Source organism: Limnohabitans sp. Rim8 (assembly GCF_943326455.1).
Taxonomy (GTDB): Bacteria; Pseudomonadota; Gammaproteobacteria; order Burkholderiales; family Burkholderiaceae_C; genus Limnohabitans_A.
This window is the reverse complement of sequence record NZ_CALPTI020000006.1, coordinates 107,928-128,557: the sequence shown is the minus strand read 5'-3', so window position 1 is coordinate 128,557 and position 20,630 is coordinate 107,928. Positions and strand designations below refer to the sequence as shown.

Sequence of the window (20,630 nt, the reverse complement as noted above, 5' to 3'; positions counted from 1 at the left end):
GGAGTCTTGAACAAAATTATGTCCAGTACCACTGTTGCCGAGTTCGCCAATGAACTCAAAAAATCTGCCGATGTCTTGCTTGATCAATTGCGATCTGCGGGCGTTGCAAAAGCCTCTGACAATGATGTGTTGACAGATGCTGACAAGCAAAAATTGCTCAGTTACCTGCAAGCCAGCCACGGCACCGTCACGGCGGACCGTAAAAAGATCACTTTGGTCAAGAAATCGACCAGCGAGATCAAGCAAGCCGATGCTTCGGGCAAGGCACGCACCATTCAAGTAGAGGTTCGCAAGAAGCGCACCGTGCTCAAACGCGATGACGAGTCGAGCGCAGTGGTGGAAGAGCCCGTCATTGACCATGCCGATTTGGCCCGTCGAGAAGAAGAAGCCCGTCACCAAGCCGAGCTGATCAGTCGCCAAGAGCAAGAGTTGGCTGAAATGCGCCGCCAACGCGAAGCTCAAGAAGCCCAGCAGCGTTCTGAAATGGCAGCGCAAGAAGCCCAAGCGCAAGCCGATGCCAAAGCATTGGCCGAAGCTGCTGCGTTGTCTACGGGTCAAACACCCGACAAGCCAGCTTTGAGCCGCGCTGACCGCGAACAGTTGGCCCGTGCAGAAGCGGCCAGCATCAATGCTGCCTCTCAAGCCAAACTGACACCGGTGGTGTCTGCCGAAGACAAAGCGGCCAACAAGGCGGCCGAGGCTGTAGAAGCTGCCACCGCCAAAGTCAAAGCTGATCAGGCTGTGCGCGAAGCCGCAGTGCTCAAAGCTGCGGCGGATTCAAAAGCCAAAGCCGATGAAGAAACCGCCCGCGCTCAAGAATTGGACTTACGCCGCCGCAAAGCCTTGGCCGAAGCCGAAGCCATTCGCAGCATGATGAATGCGCCCAAAAAGGTCTTGGTCGCTAAAAAAGATGAGCCCAAAGCCGAGCCCAAAGCGGCCGTCAAAGGGACCTTGCATAAACCTGCGGGGACACCAGCACCAGGCACCCGAGCAGCGGCGGCACAAGCAGCTGCCCCTGTAGCGCCTGGCGTGAACAAGGAAGTCAAATCCGCCAAGCTGTCGTCCAGTTGGGCAGGAGACCCCGCCAAAAAGAAAGCCATCCCAACGCGCGGCGACACCAGTGGTGGTGTAGGCCGCAACAATTGGCGCACCGGTCCTCGTGGCCGACGTGGCAACGACCGTGATCGTGATGATGGCCAGAACCAGCAGGCCCCAACCGAAGTTCGCGTGATCGAAGTTCACGTGCCAGAGACCATCACCGTGTCCGAGTTGGCTCACAAGATGGCCATCAAAGCCTCTGAAGTCATCAAGCACCTGATGAAGCTGGGCCAAATGGCCACCATGAACCAGCCATTAGACCAAGACACTGCCATGATCGTGGTGGAAGAGATGGGCCACAAAGCGGTGGTGGCAGCTTTGGATGATCCAGAAGCCTTTACCGATGACGAAGTGTCGGATCAACAAGCCGAGTCCCTGCCACGTGCCCCAGTGGTCACCGTCATGGGCCACGTCGACCATGGAAAAACTTCGCTGCTTGACTACATTCGCCGTGCCAAAGTGGCTTCTGGTGAAGCCGGTGGCATCACGCAGCATATTGGTGCCTATCACGTCGAGACGCCTCGCGGCATGATCTCTTTTCTGGACACGCCTGGTCACGAAGCCTTCACGGCCATGCGTGCCCGTGGTGCACAAGCCACTGACATTGTCATTCTTGTGGTGGCCGGTGACGATGGCGTCATGCCCCAGACCAAAGAAGCCATCAAACACGCCAAAGCGGCCGGTGTCCCGATTGTGGTGGCCATCAACAAGATGGACAAGCCCGACTCCAACATCGAACGCGTCCGTGCTGAGCTGATTTCTGAAGAAGTCGTGCCCGAAGAATTCGGTGGGGAATCACCTTTTGTCTCCGTTTCGGCCAAAACCGGCATGGGCATCGACGATCTTTTGGAGCAAGTGCTCCTGCAGGCCGAAGTGCTGGAACTCAAAGCCCCGGTGCAAGCCGCCGCCAAGGGTCTGGTCATCGAAGCGCGTCTGGACAAGGGTCGTGGTCCTGTGGCCACCATCCTGGTTCAGTCAGGTACCTTGAACACAGGTGACGTGGTGTTGGCAGGTCAGACTTTTGGCCGCGTGCGAGCCATGTTGGATGAAAATGGTGCTGCCATCAAGTCCGCTGGCCCCTCGATCCCTGTTGAGATTCAAGGCTTAACCGAAGTGCCCCAAGCGGGTGACGAATTCATGGTCATGGGCGACGAGCGCCGTGCCCGAGAAATCGCCACCTACCGCGCTGGCAAGTTCCGCAACACCAAATTGGCCAAACAACAAGCTGCCAAGCTTGAGAACATGTTCACTGACATGTCTGCGGGTGAGGTCAAGATGCTGCCTATCATCATCAAGGCCGACGTACAAGGTTCACAAGAAGCCTTGGGTGCATCCTTGCTTAAACTGTCTAACGAAGAAGTCAAAGTCCAACTGGTTTACTCCGGCGTGGGCGGCATCAGCGAGTCGGACATCAACTTGGCGATTGCCTCCAAGGCTATTGTCATCGGCTTCAACGTGCGTGCTGACGCCGGTGCGCGCAAGCTGGCCGAAGGCAATGGTGTTGACCTTCATTACTACAACATCATTTATGACGCTGTGGATGAACTCAAGGCCGCCATGTCGGGCATGTTGGCACCTGAGCAGCGCGAAGAAATCATGGGCATGGCCGAAATCCGGACCGTGTTTGTGGCTTCTAAGATCGGCACTGTTGCCGGTTGTATGGTCACCTCGGGTCAAGTTACCCGCAGCGCCAAGTTCCGCTTGTTGCGCGACAACGTCGTCATCTACACGGGTGAACTCGACTCGCTCAAACGCCTCAAGGACGACGTGCGCGAAGTCAAAGAAGGCTTTGAGTGCGGTATCAAACTCAAAAATTACAACGACATCAAAGAAGGCGATTACCTCGAATTCTTCGACGTCAAGGAAATTGCGAGAACGCTGTAAATGGTCCGAAGAAAGCAGTCTTCTGTGCCCAACCGCGGTTTCCGCGTGGCCGACCAGATCCAGCGCGATCTGGCCGAGTTGATTGCGCGCGAGTTGAAAGACCCGCGAGTCGGCATGGTCACGATCAATGCGATCGAGGTCACACCGGATTACGCGCACGCCAAGGTCTTCTTCAGTGTTTTGACGGGTAACCCCGACGAAGCCACCGAAGGACTGAATGCGGCAGCCGGTTTCCTGCGAAATGGTTTGTTCAAGCGTTTGCACATCCACACCGTGCCAACGTTGCATTTTTTGTTTGACCGCACCACCGAGCGTGCGTCCGACATGAATGCCTTGATCGCTAAAGCTGTGTCGTCTCGCGCCCAGGAGGACTGAGCATGAACTCGCCACGCACCAGGGTGCAGCGGCGCCCTGTGCATGGGGTGTTGTTGCTCGATAAACCTTTGGGTCTTTCCAGCAATCAGGCTTTACAAAAAGCCAAATGGTTGCTTCGGGCTGAAAAAGCTGGCCATACCGGCACACTCGACCCATTGGCCACAGGCGTCTTGCCTTTGTGTTTTGGTGCAGCCACGAAGTTCAGCCAGCAACATCTCGATGCCGACAAGACTTACGAAACGACAGTGCGTCTGGGCTTGAAAACCAGCACAGGCGATGCCGAAGGCGATGTGATCACTGTCCGCGAAGTGTCATGTTCAGCGGGTATGGTGGTGGAGGTGTTGGACAAGTTCATGGGCCCCATCAGTCAAGTACCCCCGATGCACAGTGCCTTGAAGAAGGATGGCAAGGCCTTGTACGAGTATGCCCGCGAGGGTGAAACCGTTGAGCGCGAGCCGCGCAACGTGGTGATTCATGATCTGGATTTGCTGGACATGCAACTGCAAGGCGATGCCCCTTTTTTGCGTTTGCGTGTGCGTTGCAGCAAAGGCACTTACATCCGAACGCTGGGCGAAGACATTGCAGATGCCTTGGGTTGTGGTGGCCACTTGAGTGCATTGCGCCGAGTGGTCACTGGGCCTTTTGCAGAGGCTGAGTGCGTGTCATTGATGCAACTGGAGGCCATGGACGAAGACCAGCGTTTGGCAGTCCTGCAGCCGGTAGAGGTCTTGTTGCCGGGTTACACCGAGGTGCAGCTCGACAAAACCAGCTCAGATCGTTTTTTGAATGGGGTGCGCAGACACGGCCCTTGGGTTGATTGTGATCAAGTTGCCGTGTATGGAGGACATCCTCGTGCCTTGCTGGGAACAGCAGTTGTGCATGGCGGCGAATTGATTCCGGGTCGATTGTTGAGCCCGATGGAAATTCAACAGATTTTAGAAAAATCACCTGCCACCGAGCCGTTGCTGGCCGAGCAGGTTTAAAGGAAGAGAAAGCATGACCAAGCAAATTCGCAACATCGCCATCATTGCCCACGTTGACCACGGCAAGACCACCATGGTGGACCAACTGCTTCGCCAGTCGGGTACCTTCGCTGACCACGAAAAAATCGTGGACACCGTGATGGACAACAACGCCATCGAACGCGAGCGTGGCATCACGATTTTGGCCAAGAACTGCGCGGTGAGCTGGGAGGGCACCCACATCAACATCGTTGATACACCCGGTCACGCGGACTTTGGTGGCGAAGTCGAGCGCGCTTTGTCCATGGTGGACGGTGTTGTGCTTCTGATTGACGCCCAAGAAGGCCCAATGCCTCAAACCCGTTTTGTGACCAAGAAAGCATTGGCTTTGGGCTTGAAGCCCATCGTGGTGGTGAACAAGGTCGACAAGCCCGGCGCCAACCCAGACAAGGTGGTTAATGCCGCTTTTGACCTGTTTGACAAACTCGGCGCCAATGACGAGCAGCTCGATTTCCCAGTCGTCTACGCATCCGGTATCAACGGCTGGACATCGATGGACGAGGGCGCACCTGGTGAGCAGTGGGGCCCTGACATGTCGGCCTTGTTCAACACTGTTCTGAAGCATGTCCCCCCCCAACAAGGTGACCCAGCAGCACCTTTACAACTTCAAATCTCTGCGCTCGACTTCTCGACCTTTGTAGGCCGCATCGGCGTAGGCCGCATCAGCCAGGGCACCATCAAACCCCAAATGGACGTGGTCGTCATGGAGGGACCGAACGGCAAAACCATCAAGGGCCGCATCAACCAAGTCCTCAAGTTCCAAGGTTTGGACCGTGTGCAAGTGACCGAAGCCGGTCCTGGTGACATCGTTTTGATCAACGGCATTGCCGATCTGAACATTGGCGTGACGGTGACCGACGTGACCAACCCCGCACCATTGCCGATGCTCAAAGTGGACGAGCCCACGCTCACCATGAACTTCTGTGTGAACACAAGCCCTCTGGCCGGTCGTGAAGGCAAGTTTGTGACCAGCCGTCAAATCTGGGACCGCCTGCAAAAAGAACTGCAACACAACGTGGCTTTGCGCGTCAAGGAAACTGACGAAGAAGGTATCTTTGAGGTCATGGGCCGCGGCGAATTGCACCTGACCATTTTGCTGGAAAACATGCGCCGCGAAGGCTACGAAATGGCGGTTTCCAAGCCTCGCGTGGTGTTCCGAGATGTGAATGGCGAGCGCCATGAGCCTATCGAGTTGGTCACTGCAGACATTGAAGAAACCCACCAAGGTGGTGTGATGCAAGCCTTGGGCGAGCGCAAGGGCGAATTGGTCAACATGGAACCCGATGGCCGTGGTCGTGTGCGTTTGGAGTACCGTATTCCAGCCCGTGGTCTGATCGGTTTCACCAACGAATTCCTGAACCTGACACGTGGCTCCGGCTTGATTTCCAACATCTTTGACAGCTACGAACCCCACAAAGGTGACATTGGCGGTCGCAAGAACGGCGTGCTGATTTCCATGGACGACGGTGAAATCTTCACCTACGCCCTGGGCAAGTTGGACGACCGCGGTCGCATGTTCGTCAAGGCCAACGATCCGGTGTACGAAGGCATGATCGTGGGTATCCACAGCCGTGACAACGACTTGGTGGTCAACGCCACCCGCACCAAGCAGCTGACCAACTTCCGAGTGTCAGGCAAGGAGGACGCGATCAAGATCACGCCCCCGATTGACCTGACCTTGGAATACGGCGTCGAGTTCATCGAGGATGACGAGTTGGTTGAAATCACGCCCAAGAGCGTACGTCTGCGCAAGCGCTTCTTGAAAGAAAGCGACCGCAAGCGCAACAAGTGATCGGCCATCAATCATGCGCATGACCCACGGCATGGCCGTTTGGACCATGGTGGGCTGCACCGCCTTGTGGTCCATGGCTGGTGTGGTCACTCGGTATCTTGAGGAAGCCCGTAGCTTTGAAGTCACCTTCTGGCGCAGCTTCTTTACCGTGGTGTCCCTGCTGATCATCTTGCCTTTGTGGCAAGGCAGGGACGTCTGGTCTCGGTTGCCTTGGCGCAACCGCTATTTCTGGCTCTCTGGCCTGTGCTGGAGTGTGATGTTCACTGCTTTCATGGTCGCTTTGACCTTGACGGCAGTGGCCAATGTTTTGGTGACCATGGCCGTAGGCCCATTGCTGACCGCGCTTTTCACCCGTGTCTTTTTGCACCACCATTTGCCCTTAAGGACTTGGATCGCGATTTGGGTGGCGGGCCTTGGCATCGGGTGGATGTACGGCACACAGCTGAGTTTGGGTGACCCCAACTTTTTGATCGGTTCTCTGGTGGCCCTTTGCGTCCCCATTGCAGGTGCCGTTCAATGGACATTGGCTCAAAAGAGCCAAAACGAAGGACACAGCCTGGACTTGGTTCCATCGGTTTTGTTGGGCGCCATCTTCTCCACTTTGTTGACCTTGCCCTTGGCGATGCCTTTTCAGGCTTCTGTTCACGATGTAGGGCTGCTGGCCATCTTAGGCCTGTTCCAATTGGCCATTCCTTGCGTGCTTTCGGTCATTTGTGTGCGGGTGCTCAAAGCGCCTGAAGCCTCATTGCTGTGTTTGCTCGAGATTGTCTTTGGCATTGGATTGGCTTGGTGGGGTGCTAACGAAGCCCCGCAAATGAGCGTATTGTTAGGTGGCTCCCTCGTCCTGGGGGCTTTGCTCATGAACCAATGGTTAGGCTGGAAACAAAACAATGACTGATGTCATCGCACAAATCGAAGGCCGCATTGGCTGCATCACCCTGAACCGTCCGAAGGCACTGAACGCTTTGTCATTGGAAATGGTGCGTCACATCACAGACGCGCTGATGGCTTGGAAAAACGAGCCCCAAGTCTTGGCTGTGGCCGTGCGCGGCATGGGCAAAGAGGGCCCATTTGGTTCCTTTTGCGCGGGTGGCGACATCCGGTTTTTCCATCAGGCTGCTCACGCAGGCGATGCTTCTTTGGCTGACTTTTTTACCGAAGAATACCGCCTCAATCACCTGATTCACACCTACAGCAAGCCTTACATCGCTTTCATGGACGGCATCGTCATGGGCGGCGGCATGGGCATCAGCCAGGGCGCCAGCGTGCGAGTGGTGACTGAGCGAACCAAAATGGCCATGCCTGAAACCCACATTGGCTTGTTCCCGGACGTGGGGGGGGGCTATTTCTTAAGCCGTTGCCCTGGGCGATTGGGTGAATATTTGGCCCTGACCGGAACCATGCTGACCGGCGCGCAAGCTGTGGCAGCCAAGTTGGCTGACATCGCCTTGCCCAGTGGCATGCTGGAGCCCATCTGGCAAACCTTGATCAGCAGTCCTTTTGAAAACGCCGAATCGGTAGAGCGCTGGGTGCTGGCCCAATCAGGTTCACTGACCCCTGAAAAGCTCATTCAACAGCCTCAGATCGATGAAGTTTTTGGCTTGTCTTCGGTGGCCGACATGGTGCATTGTTTAGAAGCGGCTTCAGACGAATGGAGCCAAAAAACGGCCGGTACCTTGCGCCACCGCTCGCCTTTGATGCTGCACGTGGTGCTTGAGCAAATTCGTCGCGCCCGGCAAATGAGCTTGGCCGATGACCTGCGCATGGAGCGTGACATGGTGCACCATTGTTTCCACCTGCGTGCTGTCAAGGACAGCGAAACGGTGGAAGGCATTCGTGCTTTAGCGATCGACAAAGACCACAGTCCGCAATGGAAACCGGTTCGGGTGGAAGAAGTGAACGCGTTGGAAGCGGCAAGTTTCTTTGTGAGTCCATGGTCTTTAGAAGATCACCCGCTGCGCGATTTGAGCTGAACGGCAGAGTCCTGCGCGGGCGAACTCAGCGGTCGCGGTGGCGGCTCTTCATGGCGCGTTCCACTTCTCGTTTCCCTTCACGGTCCTTGATGGTGTCACGCTTGTCGTGCTCGGCCTTGCCCTTGGCCAGTGCAATGTCACACTTCACCTTGCCCGATTTCCAGTGCAAATTGATGGGCACCAGGGTGTAGCCCTTTTGCTCAATCTTCCCGATCAAGCGCTTGATCTCTTCTTTGTTCAGCAGCAGTTTGCGTGTCCGTGCTGCTTCAGGGTTGATGTGCGTTGACGCGGTTTTGAGCGGGTTGATCAAGCAGCCGATGATGAACAACTCGCCATTGCGAATGACCACATACCCGTCGGTGAGTTGCACCTTGCCTTCACGGATGGCCTTGACTTCCCAGCCTTCCAGCACCATCCCAGCCTCGTAGCGTTCTTCAAAAAAATAGTCGAAGGACGCTTTTTTGTTCTCGGCGATCTTAGAAAAGGTGGGGGCAGCAGGGGACTTTTTGGTGGTGGCCATGAGGAGCAGATAAGGACGGCAAGGCCGTTCGCAAGGGTGTGCAGCTGACTGATCCGCCTGCAGGCGCATCGAAAAACTACAATCGCTGCATTGTATGAAGAATATCCACAAGTCCGTTTTGATCTGGTACTCGCCAGAAGAAATGTTTCGCCTCGTGACCGACGTGGCGCGTTACCCCGAATTTTTGCCGTGGTGTGACAAAGCCAGCGTGCTCGAAACCGACGCCCAAGGCATGGTGGCCGAGGTCGGCATCAGCCTGGGCGGCATCCAGCAAACCTTCACCACCCGCAACACCCACGAAGAAGGTCGTTCGGTCGGTATGAGCCTGGTCAAAGGCCCTTTTTCAAACCTGAGTGGCATGTGGCGCTTCACCCCCGTGGGCGATGGCACGCAACGCGCTTGTAAGGTGGAGTTGGAGTTGCAATACGGTTTTTCGAGCAAAACGCTGGCGGCTATTGTGGGTCCTGTCTTTGACAAGATTGCTGCCAGCCTGGTCGATGCCTTTGTGAAACGCGCAGAAGCCATCTATGGTTGAGCAAGACATTCTTGTCACGCTTTGCTGGAGCTTGGGGCCCCGTCATGTGCAAGAAATGCGCTTGCAAGTGCCCAATGGCAGCACGGTGGCGTTTGTGCTGGAGCAGGGGGTGGCGCAAAGTCTGAAAAGTCAGGGTTCAACCGACGATGTCTCTTTGTCATCTCTCCAGTTTCAGCAGCCCGGCATTTGGGGCAAACCAGTACCCTGGAATCAGGTGGTTCAAGCCGACGACCGGATTGAGTTGTACCGCCCACTCAAGGTGGACCCCAAGGTCGCACGCCGCCAGCGCTTCAAGCGCCAAGGTAAAGGCCGCACGGGCCTCTTTGCCAACCGCAAAAGCGGCTCCGCTGCAGGATATTGAAAACAACGTGCAAGCCCTTTTGAACGCCATCTCCCAGATGGAAAACACAGCCGACGTGCACCGGGTCTTCCACGGGCGTGGCGGGCTGTATCCCGGATGCGAGCACTGGACGCTTGATTGGTTTGCACCCGTCTGGGTCTTGACCAGTTTCAAGCCCGTGAGCGAGGAAGAATTGGCCCGGTGCCACCAGACTCTGGCCCAGCGCTGGGAGAACCTGGCCCCAGGCGAGCCGCTCAACTGGGTATTTCAGTGCCGCGCGCAGGGGGAAGCACAAACCCGTCTCATGGCCGGTAGCGTGCCCGAGCCGCATTTGGTGACAGAGCAGGGTGCCAAGTACTTGGTGCATGTGATGCGCGGTCAAAATCACGGTCTTTTTTTGGACATGGCCAACGGTCGCGAGTGGCTCAAACGCCATGCACAACACGAAAACATCCTCAACCTGTTTGCTTACACCTGCGCTTTTTCGGTGGTGGCTCTGCAGGGTGGAGCGGCCCAAGTGGTCAATCTGGACATGAGTCAGGGCGCATTGGCCGTGGGCCAGCAAAACCACCGCTTGAATGACTTGCCTGCCAAAGCCCGGTTTTTAGGGCATGACATCTTCAAGACTTGGGGCAAGATCAAAAAAATGGGGCCGTACGGCGTGATCGTGGTTGATCCGCCCAGCTACCAAAAGGGCAGTTTTATCGCTTCCAAGGATTACATCAAGCTGATCCGGCGCTTGCCGGATTTGCTGGAGCCTCAAGGCCATGTGCTGCTGTGTCTGAACGCGCCCGAACTGGACACTTCTTTTTTGCACGCGCAGGTGGCGCAAGCGGCGCCAATCTTGCGTTTTGTGGAGCGTTTGGCCAACCCGCAAGCTTTTGCCGACACCGACTCGGAAAAGTCGCTCAAGGTCCTGCACTACCAAAACACCTGAGCCTTTTGAGCCTTCGATTTTTGAGGTCAGATCAGGGAAATCCCTTGGTCTGCACGGGTACAATCCATTTTTTGGAGCCTCAGCTTATGCGCCTACTTGGTAAAGCCCTGACTTTTGACGACGTTCTCCTCGTTCCCGCGTACTCCCAAGTCCTGCCCAAGGACACGTCTCTCGCGACGCAATTCACCCGCAACATTCGCCTGAATCTGCCCCTGGTTTCCGCCGCCATGGACACTGTGACCGAGGCGCGTTTGGCCATTGCCATCGCGCAAGAAGGTGGTATTGGCATCGTCCACAAAAACCTCACCGCCCAAGAGCAAGCTGCCCAAGTGGCCAAGGTCAAGCGCTACGAATCGGGCGTGTTGCGCGACCCGGTGGTGATCACCCCCGAGACCACCGTGCGCCAGGTCATGGCATTGAGCGACGAGCTTGGCGTGTCGGGCTTTCCGGTTTGCGACGGCGGCAAGGTGGTCGGCATCGTGACCGGTCGAGACCTGCGCTTTGAGACCCGCTACGACCAAAAGGTCAGTGAAATCATGACACCGCGCGAGCGTTTGGTAACCGTCCCCGAAGGCACCACGCCCGAGCAGGCCAAGCATTTGCTGAACAAACACAAACTCGAACGCCTGCTGGTGGTGAACGAAGCCTTTGAACTGAAGGGACTGATCACGGTCAAAGACATCACCAAGCAACTCAACTTTCCCAACGCCGCCCGCGATACAGCCGGAAAGCTGCGTGTGGGTGCGGCCGTCGGCGTTGGTGAGGGTACCGAAGAGCGCGTGGAAGCGCTGGCCCGTGCCGGTGTGGACGCCATCGTGGTGGATACAGCCCATGGCCACAGCAAAGGCGTGATCGACCGCGTGCGCTGGGTCAAGCAAAACTACCCTCACATCGAAGTCATTGGCGGCAACATCGCCACCGGCGCTGCCGCTTTGGCCTTGGTCGAAGCCGGCGCCGACGCGGTCAAAGTGGGCATCGGTCCCGGCTCGATCTGCACCACCCGCATTGTGGCTGGCGTGGGCGTGCCGCAAATCATGGCGGTGGACTCTGTGGCCACAGCCCTCAAAGGCACAGGCGTACCACTCATCGCTGACGGCGGCATCCGCTACAGCGGCGACATCGCCAAAGCGATAGCCGCGGGCGCTGGCACTGTGATGATGGGCGGCATGTTTGCGGGTACCGAGGAGGCACCCGGCGAAATCGTCTTGTTTCAGGGTCGCAGTTATAAAAGCTACCGCGGCATGGGCTCAATTGGTGCCATGCAGCAGGGCAGTGCTGACCGATACTTTCAAGAGTCCAGCACTGGCAACCCGAATGCCGACAAATTGGTGCCCGAGGGCATTGAAGGCCGTGTGCCCTATAAAGGCTCGGTCGTGGCCATCATTTACCAAATGGCGGGTGGTTTGCGGGCCAGCATGGGCTACTGCGGCTGCGCCACCATCGAGGCCATGCACAACGAGTCGCAGTTTGTGGAAATCACCGCTGCGGGGATTCGAGAAAGCCATGTTCACGATGTGCAGATCACCAAAGAAGCCCCGAACTACAGGGCCGACTAAAATCTGTGCTTGATAACCAAGGCGTCTGCACCCCAGACGCCTTTTCATTTCTTTAGAACGGCGCCTGCCATGCAGCACTCCAAAATCTTGATCCTCGACTTCGGTTCACAAGTCACCCAGCTGATTGCTCGCCGTGTGCGCGAAGCGCATGTTTTTTGCGAAGTGCACCCCTGTGATGTCAGCAGCGACTGGGTGCGCGAGTACGCCAAAGACGGCAACCTCAAAGGCATTATTTTGTCGGGCAGCCACGCCAGCGTCTACGAAGTCGATGACCGTGCACCGGACGCCGTGTTTGAGTTGGGCATTCCGGTGCTGGGTATTTGCTATGGCATGCAGACCATGGCTGAGCAATTGGGCGGCAAGGTGGAGGCGGGCACTACCCGCGAGTTTGGTTACGCAGAAGTGCGTGCGCATGGCCACACCGAATTGCTCAGGGGCATTGAAGACTTCGCCACACCAGAAGGCTTCGGCATGCTCAAGGTTTGGATGAGCCATGGCGACAAGGTCACCGCCATGCCTCCCGGGTTCAAAGTCATGGCCTCGACCCCGGCTTGCCCGATTGCGGGAATGGCCGATGAATCGCGTCATTTCTATGCGGTGCAGTTTCACCCTGAAGTCACGCACACCGTTCAAGGCCAAGCGCTGCTCAACCGCTTTGTGCTCGACATTTGCAAGGCCAGCCCTGACTGGATCATGGGCAACTACATCGAAGAAGCCGTGGCCAAAATTCGTGAACAAGTGGGTGACGAAGAAGTCATCCTTGGCTTGTCGGGCGGCGTGGATTCGTCCGTGGCCGCCGCGCTGATCCACCGCGCCATTGGCGACAAACTCACTTGCGTGTTTGTGGACCATGGCCTGCTGCGCCTGAATGAGGGCGACATGGTCATGGAGATGTTCGTCGGCAAACTGCATGCGAAAGTTATCCGCGTCGATGCCAGCGATTTGTTCCTGGGCAATCTGGCGGGCGTGAGCGAGCCCGAAGCCAAGCGCAAGATCATCGGCGGTTTGTTTGTGGATGTGTTCAAAGAGCAGGCTGCCAAGTTGAAAGCCGGTGACGGCGGGCATAAGGGCGCGACGTTCCTGGCCCAAGGCACGATTTACCCCGACGTCATTGAGTCGGGCGGCGCCAAAAGCAAAAAAGCCGTCACCATCAAGAGCCACCACAACGTGGGCGGCTTGCCCGAACAACTGGGCCTGAAACTTTTGGAGCCGCTGCGCGAATTGTTCAAAGACGAAGTGCGTGAACTTGGCGTAGCGCTGGGATTGCCACGTGAGATGGTCTACCGCCACCCGTTCCCTGGCCCCGGTTTGGGCGTGCGTATTTTGGGTGAAGTTAAAAAAGAATACGCCGACCTGCTGCGCCGCGCCGATGCGATCTTCATTGAAGAACTGCGCAACTTCACCGACGAATCCGGAAAAACTTGGTACGACTTGACCAGCCAAGCCTTCACTGTGTTCTTGCCCGTCAAAAGCGTGGGCGTGATGGGCGACGGCCGCACCTACGACTACGTGGTGGCTTTGCGTGCAGTGCAAACCAGCGACTTTATGACCGCTGATTGGGCTGAGTTGCCTTATGCGCTGCTCAAGAAAGTTTCAGGCCGCATCATCAACGAGGTGCGCGGCATCAACCGGGTGACTTACGACGTGTCGAGCAAACCGCCAGCGACGATCGAGTGGGAGTGACATTTGTGAGCTAAGTTGTTGATTTATATAGGTTTTCAACTTACACAAATGTTTCATAAACCAATAAAGTCTGTTGATTTTATTGGGTATTGACTTTGCAGTTACACGTTAAGTAACATAACGTTGCAATTGCTCAAAAACGTAGTGACTCTAAAGTCCTATGGCACTCAAAAAAGCAAAATTTAGCTACGACGACTTTCCTCTTCTGAGGAAGCGTTATTTTTTAAGTTTAATTTACTTTTAATCTTAACTTGTCAATTTCTCTGTGGAGTAGAGATGCTTGTCAAATCATTGTTGTTGTCGCTTACGATTTTTTTAAGCTATCCCGTCTGGTCACAAGTTGGGCAAGTATCTCAAGCTGCACAAGCTAGTGGATTTTTATCTGTTGCGAAAAATAGGCATTGGACACCTATTGATCCTAGCGCTATTCGTAGATTTAATACCGAGCAATTGTCACCGTCTGAGAAGCTTATAGCTGATCGTGCTAGTGTATTGGCGAAGAATTCAAGTCTTCTTAGTTTACTTATGATTGAAAAAGGTAAAATTATTTTCGAACATCATAATAAGCCTGCTTCAGAGGATAAGCACTTCTTAAGTTGGTCTATGAGTAAAACTCTTACAGCAATGACAGTAGGTACAGCTTTCTGTTCTGGGAAGATTGATAGTCTTGATAAGTCTGCTGCTGATTACAGTTCAGAGCTTGTTGGCACACAACTTGGAGCCTCAAGTGTTAGGAATCTTTTGACCATGTCAAGTGGTGTTGCTGATTCATTAAGTAATGGTGAATTCATACAAAATGCTTGGCTAAGGATTGCTATAGATCAAACACTTACAGGCTTAGAGTATATGCATCAATTTGGCGGAAATGGAACCGGTTTCTTTAAAGACAGAAAACCAGGTGAATCTTTCAATTATAGTAATCTAGATACGCTAGCATTGGAGAGTGTTATCCAATCTCGTGGTGGATTCCTTAAGGAATTCGATGAGAATATTTGGATGAAAATTGGATCAGAAAAAAAAGGAAGTTGGATTGTTGATAAAAATAATAGAGCTGTTGCTTATGCTGGATTTTCGGCTACAACAAGAGACTGGGGAAGATTGGCTATGTGGTCAATTGACAGACTGAAAGGCTCTGATGTTTGTATGAGAGAATTTATGACTTCCTTAACCAAATCACAAATGGCAAATAACAGTAAAGTTGCGCCAAATTTTAAGAGCTATGGATATCAAACTTGGATTGGAAACATCGGAAGTAGATCCAGCTATTGGTGGGTTGGCTATGGTGGACAGCGAGTAGGTATTGAGCCTGAAACTGAGCGTATCATTGTCGTTTCAAGTTGGCGTGAAGACTATATGGACCAAATCTACGAACTATTTGCAACTTGGCAAACGATGAATTAATTTTCCTGAGTAGATCTATGACAAATAAAATTTTATTTGCTGCCTTAGTCTTGTATTCAAGTATAGCAAATTCTTTTATGGTGCAAGGTTATGATGTTTCTAAAGCTTGGGAAAGTGCTCAAGTTTATGTGCCTTCCAATTTTTTGGTTAAAAATGTTAACAATGTAAAAGTTGATTCACCATTGCCTGTTGTTATATTTATGCATGGTTGCGGTGGAATAAATGACCATGAAATAAGATGGGCATCGTACCTTAAATCAAAAAATTTTATTGTTGTACTTCCCAATTCTTTCGCAATACTCAATAGACAAACTAATTGTACTTCAACACTTCCAAATAGAATGGTTTGGAGAGTTCCAGTTGATCAGTTGCGCCCAGCTGAAGCTGAATATGCTTTGTCAAAAATTAAAGAACTTGATTGGGCGGATAAAAATAATATTTTCTTGATGGGTTTCAGTGAAGGCGGTATGGCTGCCCATAATGCCAAGGAAGATGGTTTTGCTGGAATTATTATATCTGGCTTCCCTTGTGCTCTTAGGAATCCAATTAAATCACATTTTACTACTCCCACACTCATCGTTAACTGGAAAATTGATCCTGACTTTATTCGTAACGATGGTTCTTATCAACAGTGTTCCGATAAACCATATTGGCAGTGGAGAACCAAATCTACTGAAATTTTATTGGAAGGAAAGGGGCATTTCAATGCAAATGAACCAATAGCTAGAGATGCGGTTTTAAAATTTCTACTTGAAAATAAGAATTAACTTTTTAAGAGGTTGCGCTGTGTAACTAAAAATCTTCAAACTTATGGATTTTGAATGGAATTGAGCACACGCAACCCATTGAATTCATCGGCAATTTTTCCCACGTCATTATTGAGTGGGGATATCGAGAATCGACATAACCAAGGCCCATGTCAATGACCCTTTGAGAGGGTCGTTGTGATCGAGCGATAAGGTTCAGCGCACGCAAGCGTAACTTGCGGCCTGCTCCTTGTCACCAGATTGGTATCTGGCAACCGTTGGATAGGGGCACAGCGGGCGTGTGCGCGGATTCGGCCAAGTACTGGGCACATCGGGATTGGCACCACCCGGGTTGCCTGGCCCCCGTGAAGCGGCCACGATTCGCTCAGGCGCTCTGCCAAACTCCACCCAATCGACCAGCGCACTCAGGGCGTCAAACTGGTCTGTAGCGGGTCCACCCCTTGAATGCCCCATGCCCGGTACCGGGAAAAATCGAGCGAAACTGTCGGCTTTGCCACCATGGTGAGCATTCAGATCTCTGTACCACGCTGCTGTGTCGTCAATGGAAAAGATGGGGTCTGAAGTGCCGTGAACCACCAAAATTTTGCCGCCCCGTGCTCGAAGTTCCTCCATGCGAGTGGCGTTGGGAGGAGACATGAAAGAAATGCCACTTTCCGTGTAGATGGCGTCGGTCGCGAAAATTTTGGGCGCCTCTTTTTCAAGATCAAAGTTGAGCGCAAATGCTGCAGTTCGTGATGGCTCTTTGGCTTTGGCCAAGTCGGAAGAAGGTGGGGTCGAAAAAATGAAGCCGACGGATACCGGATTGCGCGCGGTACGCACTGAGTTCCTGAATTTCCACTCTGCCCAACCTGGGTGGGCAATACCAGGATCAAAAGGAAAGCCCGCATAAAACAGTTCACCGTTGGCACGTTTCACCGGTGAATACACAGCAGCAACCACGGCCTTTTGTTCAGACGTCAGGCAGGTGCCATCGCGCGAGCTTGTACACGTGGGCACATCTCTCAACAGGTCAAAAGATTTTTGACAAGCTTGCGTATCCTGGACCAGCCCGTCTACCGAGCCATCTAGCGCGTCGCAATGCATCAAGATGGCGTTGGCTATCAGCCGCCTTTCGTTGATGGGAAGGGCCGACTCATAGTCGGGCAAACCGTTGACAACACGTGTGGTAGCGACCGAGTCCCAACGCTTGACTTGGGACAGATTGGCCACCGATGCCCTGGGCAGGTAAATGCCGGGCGCATTGGCCAAGATGCCGTCGTAGTCGGCCGCATAGCGGGAGGCTGCCACCAATGCATGACGACCACCGTTTGAGGTGCCTCCGATGTAGGAACGATCAGGACCTTTGCCGTAAGCTGAGCGAATCAAAGCCTTGGCCATGGGCGTGAGAGAGCCGACTGCATGGTAGCCGTAATCGCGTCTCGCCTGAGGATCTCGTCCAAACAGTGGATTTTGTGCGGCTGTGTGTCCGGCATCAGAGCTGATCACGGCAAAACCTTGCTGCAATCCGTTACGAAGCATGCCGCCGCTTCCCAACGATGAACCGCCGTCGGCCGTCACAACCATGCCATCAGTGCCGCCGTTGCCTTGGTACAAAAATCGGCCATTCCAGTCATGGGGCAGGCGCATTTCAAAGCCGATGGCATAGGTTTGACCATCAACCGGACTGACACGCCGGTTCATAAATCCTGTCACTTGGCAGTGTTCGCCCACTGGCTGCTCTGCATTTCTGAGGGTCCCAGCAGCCACGACACGTGCCATTGTGACTGTGGTGCTGGTAAAGCTGAAACTACCCAGTGCATCACAATTTAAAAGCGCAGCGCCTTGAGCGGGTGCCAGTTGTGGCGGTGTAGTCTTGATTCCTAGTGAACTGCACCCTGCAAAAGCCACGCATGCGAAAGCAGTCAATGAGAACAGTTTTTTATTCAGCATATTTTGTCTCCATTTTTTGCAGTGACGGCTCGCAAACCCTGTGATTTGGGGACCCAGAACTACACTTCTTATTCGAACTTTTATAGCACATGCCGCCTTTTTCATGACTTTGAAAACGTTCTCTTTGGCATGGCTGTGGGTTGAGGTCCAAAGAAAATTGGACAATTTATCCACAGCATGGATGCATTTCAGCAGTCCAACCACAGGAGCCTGTACAGATGAAAGTCTTGGTTATTCGATCTCTTCAAATTCTGCTTTTGACCCTGTCAGGCTGTGCTTTCACGTGGGCACAAGAAATTTCTGGGGTCATCCATTCCGAAAAGCATGGCTTACGGCTAACAACCTTGCTAAGCGGATTGGAAAATCCCTGGTCATTGGCTTTTTTACCAGACGGACGCATGTTGGTGACCGAACGGGCCGGACGAATGCGTTTGGTGGGAAAAGATTTTCGTTTAGACCCTAAACCGATTGAAGGTCTGCCGGAGTCCATTGAACGAGGGCAGGGCGGCTTGTTCGATGTGGTTTTGCACCCGCAATATGCGCAAAATGGCTGGATTTATTGGGCTTATAACGCGGCGGGACCGGGGGGGTGGGGCACGGCTTTGGCCCGAGGCAAACTCCAAGGCCAGCGCATGACCGAGGTTCAGTTGCTGTTCAGCATGCAGCCCAAGACGCGTTCAGGTCAGCATTTTGGTGGGCGCATCGTGTTTGACAAAGCTGGCATGCTTTACCTCACCTTGGGTGATCGGGGCGACAAAGATCGCGCACAAAAAATCGACGACCATGCAGGTTCAGTGATCCGATTGCATGACGATGGCCGCGTGCCTGCCGACAACCCCTTCAACAAGCGGGCTGGGGCGTTGCCTGAAAAATGGACCCTCGGCAACCGCAACATGCAAGGGGCGGTTTTGCATCCCCAAACGGGTGAATTGTGGACGCACGAGCACGGGCCGCAAGGTGGTGATGAGATCAATGTCATGCGCTCGGGACTCAATTACGGTTGGCCCGTGGTCACTTACGGGGTGAATTACGGCTTGGGCACGCGCATCGGTGAGGGTCAAAGCAAGCCAGGCATGGTTCAGCCCTTGCACGTTTGGGTGCCATCGATTGCGCCTTCGGGCATGGCCTTTGTCAGCGGTTCACAGTTTCCTCAATGGCAGGGGGATTTGCTGGTGGGCGCCTTGCGTGGCCAAATGTTGGTGCGTTTGGTGCTCAATGGCGAGAAAGTGATCCGCGAGGAACGTCTGCTGCAAGGTCGTGCAGGTCGTATTCGCGATATCCGCATGGGACCTGACGGATTGGTTTACTTGCTGAGCGACAGCGCCGACGGGGCCTTGATGCGGCTGGAACCCGCTCGGCCTTGAGATGTCAATGGGTTTCCCCACCATTTGGTAACCTCTGAGCATCATGTACCTGCCCAAACAATCTCTCCATCACGACCCTGCCCGACCACAGATGACCGATGAGCAAGGCATGCGCTTGGCCTTGACACAGGCGCAATTGGCTGCCGTTGCAGGCGAAGTGCCCGTGGGCGCAGTGGTCGTCAAGGATGGACAGGTGATCGCCACAGGCCGCAACGCGCCGATTGCCAACCACGACCCCACGGCGCATGCCGAGGTGGTGGCCCTGCGCGAAGCTGCGCGGGTGCTGGGTAACTACCGACTGGATGGCTGCATCTTGTATGTGACGCTGGAGCCCTGCGCCATGTGCAGCGGAGCCATGTTGCATGCCCGTGTGGACCGAGTGGTTTTCGGCGCGCCCGATCCGCGAACGGGTGTGGCGGGTTCGGTACTGAACCTGTTTGACCACGCGCAGTTGAACCACCAGACGCAAGTCTCAGGTGGCGTGCTGGCAGAGGAATGCGGCCAGTTACTCAAAGACTTTTTCAAAACCCGGCGCTTGAATACCGACCCAGTGCGCGAAGACGCTCTGCGCACGCCCGATGCAGCGTTTGCCGACTTGCCCGATTACCCCTGGCAAGCTCACTATGTCAACCATCTGCCCAGCATCGCCGGACTGCGTATGCATTACCTGGACGAAGGCCCAAAGGACTCCGCGTTGACCTGGTTGTGCCTTCACGGCAATCCGGCCTGGAGTTACCTTTACCGCAAGATGATCCCCGTCTGGTTAGCGGCGGGTCACCGCGTGGTGGCGCCCGATCTGATTGGTTTTGGCAAGAGCGACAAGCCCAAGAAGGATGATTTTCACCATTTTGACACCCACCGTCAGTCGTTACTGGAGATGATCGAGCAACTGGATTTGCAGCGCGTGGTGCTGGTGGTGCAAGACTGGGGTGGCATTTTGGGCCTGACTTTGCCCATGGCCGCACCCGAGCGTTACACAGGACTGCTGGTCATGAACACCACCTTGGCCACAGGTGAAGCTCCCTTAAGCCCAGGCTTTTTGGCATGGCGAGAGTGGTGCTCCAGTCAGCCGCTGTTTGATGTTGGCAAGTTGTTCAAGCGGGGCAACAGCGCCATGACAACGCAAGAGACAGCGGCTTACAACGCACCGTTTCCGGACAAAGGCTTTCGCGCGGCGCTCAGGGCTTTTCCGCCCATGGTGCCGGAGTTTGCGGATTCACCCGGCGCGGCCGTGTCGCGCCAAGCCGAGGCATTTTGGCGCCTCGCTTGGCAAGGCCAAACGTTCATGGCCATTGGCCAGCAAGACCCGGTTTTGGGGGAGCCCGTGATGCGCCAGTTGCAAAGCCAGATCAAGGGCTGCCCTGAGCCCATGTTGCTCCCCGATGCGGGTCACTTTGTACAGGAGCAGGGCAGGGCGATCGCAGAAAACGCTGTGCGACACTTCAAGCCCTGAA

The 20,630-nt window shown here is 54.5% G+C and carries 17 protein-coding genes; 15 read left to right on the top strand and 2 right to left on the bottom strand.

The window, feature by feature from the left end:
* Nucleotides 1–18: 18 nt before the first annotated feature.
* From infB to Q1M54_RS06280, 6 genes are read left to right on the top strand one after another with little or no spacing between them, the layout of a single operon-like run.
* Complete coding sequence (gene infB, locus Q1M54_RS06305) at nt 19–2,982, top strand: translation initiation factor IF-2 (protein ID WP_300555348.1); 2,964 nt, start codon at nt 19–21, stop codon at nt 2,980–2,982.
* Nucleotides 2,983–3,357, top strand: a complete 375-nt coding sequence (gene rbfA / locus Q1M54_RS06300) for a 30S ribosome-binding factor RbfA (RefSeq protein WP_300555346.1) — start codon at nt 2,983–2,985, stop codon at nt 3,355–3,357. It abuts the gene before it with no gap.
* Between the two features lie 2 nt (nt 3,358–3,359).
* Nucleotides 3,360–4,340 (top strand): tRNA pseudouridine(55) synthase TruB, encoded by a 981-nt coding sequence (gene truB, locus Q1M54_RS06295; protein WP_300555344.1) that lies wholly within the window; start codon nt 3,360–3,362, stop codon nt 4,338–4,340.
* Nucleotides 4,341–4,353: 13 nt separating this feature from the next.
* Nucleotides 4,354–6,171: a translational GTPase TypA gene (typA, locus tag Q1M54_RS06290; protein ID WP_300555342.1), complete on the top strand. Its 1,818-nt coding sequence runs from the start codon at nt 4,354–4,356 to the stop codon at nt 6,169–6,171.
* Nucleotides 6,172–6,184: 13 nt separating this feature from the next.
* Complete coding sequence (locus tag Q1M54_RS06285) at nt 6,185–7,069, top strand: DMT family transporter (RefSeq protein WP_300555340.1); 885 nt, start codon at nt 6,185–6,187, stop codon at nt 7,067–7,069.
* The gene (locus tag Q1M54_RS06280; RefSeq protein ID WP_300555338.1) at nt 7,062–8,144 is read left to right on the top strand and encodes an enoyl-CoA hydratase/isomerase family protein; all 1,083 of its coding nucleotides are present in this window, start codon (nt 7,062–7,064) and stop codon (nt 8,142–8,144) included. The genes Q1M54_RS06285 and Q1M54_RS06280 overlap by 8 nt, the downstream gene beginning before the upstream one ends.
* Nucleotides 8,145–8,169: 25 nt before the next feature.
* Here the strand turns inward: Q1M54_RS06280 and smpB are convergent, their stop codons facing one another.
* Nucleotides 8,170–8,664: an SsrA-binding protein SmpB gene (gene smpB, locus Q1M54_RS06275; protein ID WP_300555336.1), complete on the bottom strand. Its 495-nt coding sequence runs from the start codon at nt 8,662–8,664 to the stop codon at nt 8,170–8,172.
* A gap of 94 nt (nt 8,665–8,758) precedes the next feature.
* On the opposite strand from smpB, the gene Q1M54_RS06270 reads away from it, so the two are divergent.
* The 7 genes from Q1M54_RS06270 (at nt 8,759) to Q1M54_RS06240 (ending at nt 15,883) form a co-directional block, all read left to right on the top strand.
* The gene (locus Q1M54_RS06270; RefSeq protein ID WP_300555334.1) at nt 8,759–9,199 is read left to right on the top strand and encodes a type II toxin-antitoxin system RatA family toxin; all 441 of its coding nucleotides are present in this window, start codon (nt 8,759–8,761) and stop codon (nt 9,197–9,199) included.
* Nucleotides 9,192–9,560, top strand: a complete 369-nt coding sequence (locus Q1M54_RS06265) for an RnfH family protein (RefSeq protein WP_300555332.1) — start codon at nt 9,192–9,194, stop codon at nt 9,558–9,560. Before Q1M54_RS06270 ends, Q1M54_RS06265 begins: the two co-directional genes overlap by 8 nt.
* Before the next feature lie 7 nt (nt 9,561–9,567).
* On the top strand, nt 9,568–10,476 hold the full coding sequence (locus Q1M54_RS06260; RefSeq protein WP_300555331.1) for a class I SAM-dependent methyltransferase: 909 nt from the start codon (nt 9,568–9,570) through the stop codon (nt 10,474–10,476).
* Nucleotides 10,477–10,562: 86 nt separating this feature from the next.
* Complete coding sequence (guaB, locus tag Q1M54_RS06255) at nt 10,563–12,032, top strand: IMP dehydrogenase (RefSeq protein ID WP_300555329.1); 1,470 nt, start codon at nt 10,563–10,565, stop codon at nt 12,030–12,032.
* A gap of 69 nt (nt 12,033–12,101) precedes the next feature.
* Nucleotides 12,102–13,715 carry a glutamine-hydrolyzing GMP synthase gene (gene guaA / locus Q1M54_RS06250; RefSeq protein ID WP_300555327.1) on the top strand — a complete coding sequence of 538 codons (1,614 nt, stop codon included), beginning with the start codon at nt 12,102–12,104 and terminating at the stop codon, nt 13,713–13,715.
* Between the two features lie 276 nt (nt 13,716–13,991).
* Entirely contained in the window at nt 13,992–15,116 is a 1,125-nt protein-coding gene (locus tag Q1M54_RS06245; RefSeq protein ID WP_300555325.1) for a serine hydrolase domain-containing protein, read from the top strand.
* 17 nt (nt 15,117–15,133) lie between these two features.
* Complete coding sequence (locus Q1M54_RS06240) at nt 15,134–15,883, top strand: hypothetical protein (protein ID WP_300555323.1); 750 nt, start codon at nt 15,134–15,136, stop codon at nt 15,881–15,883.
* A gap of 195 nt (nt 15,884–16,078) precedes the next feature.
* Here the strand turns inward: Q1M54_RS06240 and Q1M54_RS06235 are convergent, their stop codons facing one another.
* Nucleotides 16,079–17,812 (bottom strand): tannase/feruloyl esterase family alpha/beta hydrolase, encoded by a 1,734-nt coding sequence (locus tag Q1M54_RS06235; protein ID WP_300555321.1) that lies wholly within the window; start codon nt 17,810–17,812, stop codon nt 16,079–16,081.
* Nucleotides 17,813–18,030: 218 nt separating this feature from the next.
* Between Q1M54_RS06235 and Q1M54_RS06230 the strand changes: the two genes are divergently transcribed.
* Both Q1M54_RS06230 and tadA read left to right on the top strand, forming a co-directional pair.
* Nucleotides 18,031–19,176 (top strand): PQQ-dependent sugar dehydrogenase, encoded by a 1,146-nt coding sequence (locus Q1M54_RS06230; RefSeq protein WP_300555319.1) that lies wholly within the window; start codon nt 18,031–18,033, stop codon nt 19,174–19,176.
* Between the two features lie 91 nt (nt 19,177–19,267).
* Nucleotides 19,268–20,629 carry a tRNA adenosine(34) deaminase TadA gene (gene tadA, locus Q1M54_RS06225; RefSeq protein ID WP_300555436.1) on the top strand — a complete coding sequence of 454 codons (1,362 nt, stop codon included), beginning with the start codon at nt 19,268–19,270 and terminating at the stop codon, nt 20,627–20,629.
* The last annotated feature ends 1 nt before the right edge of the window (nt 20,630 follow it).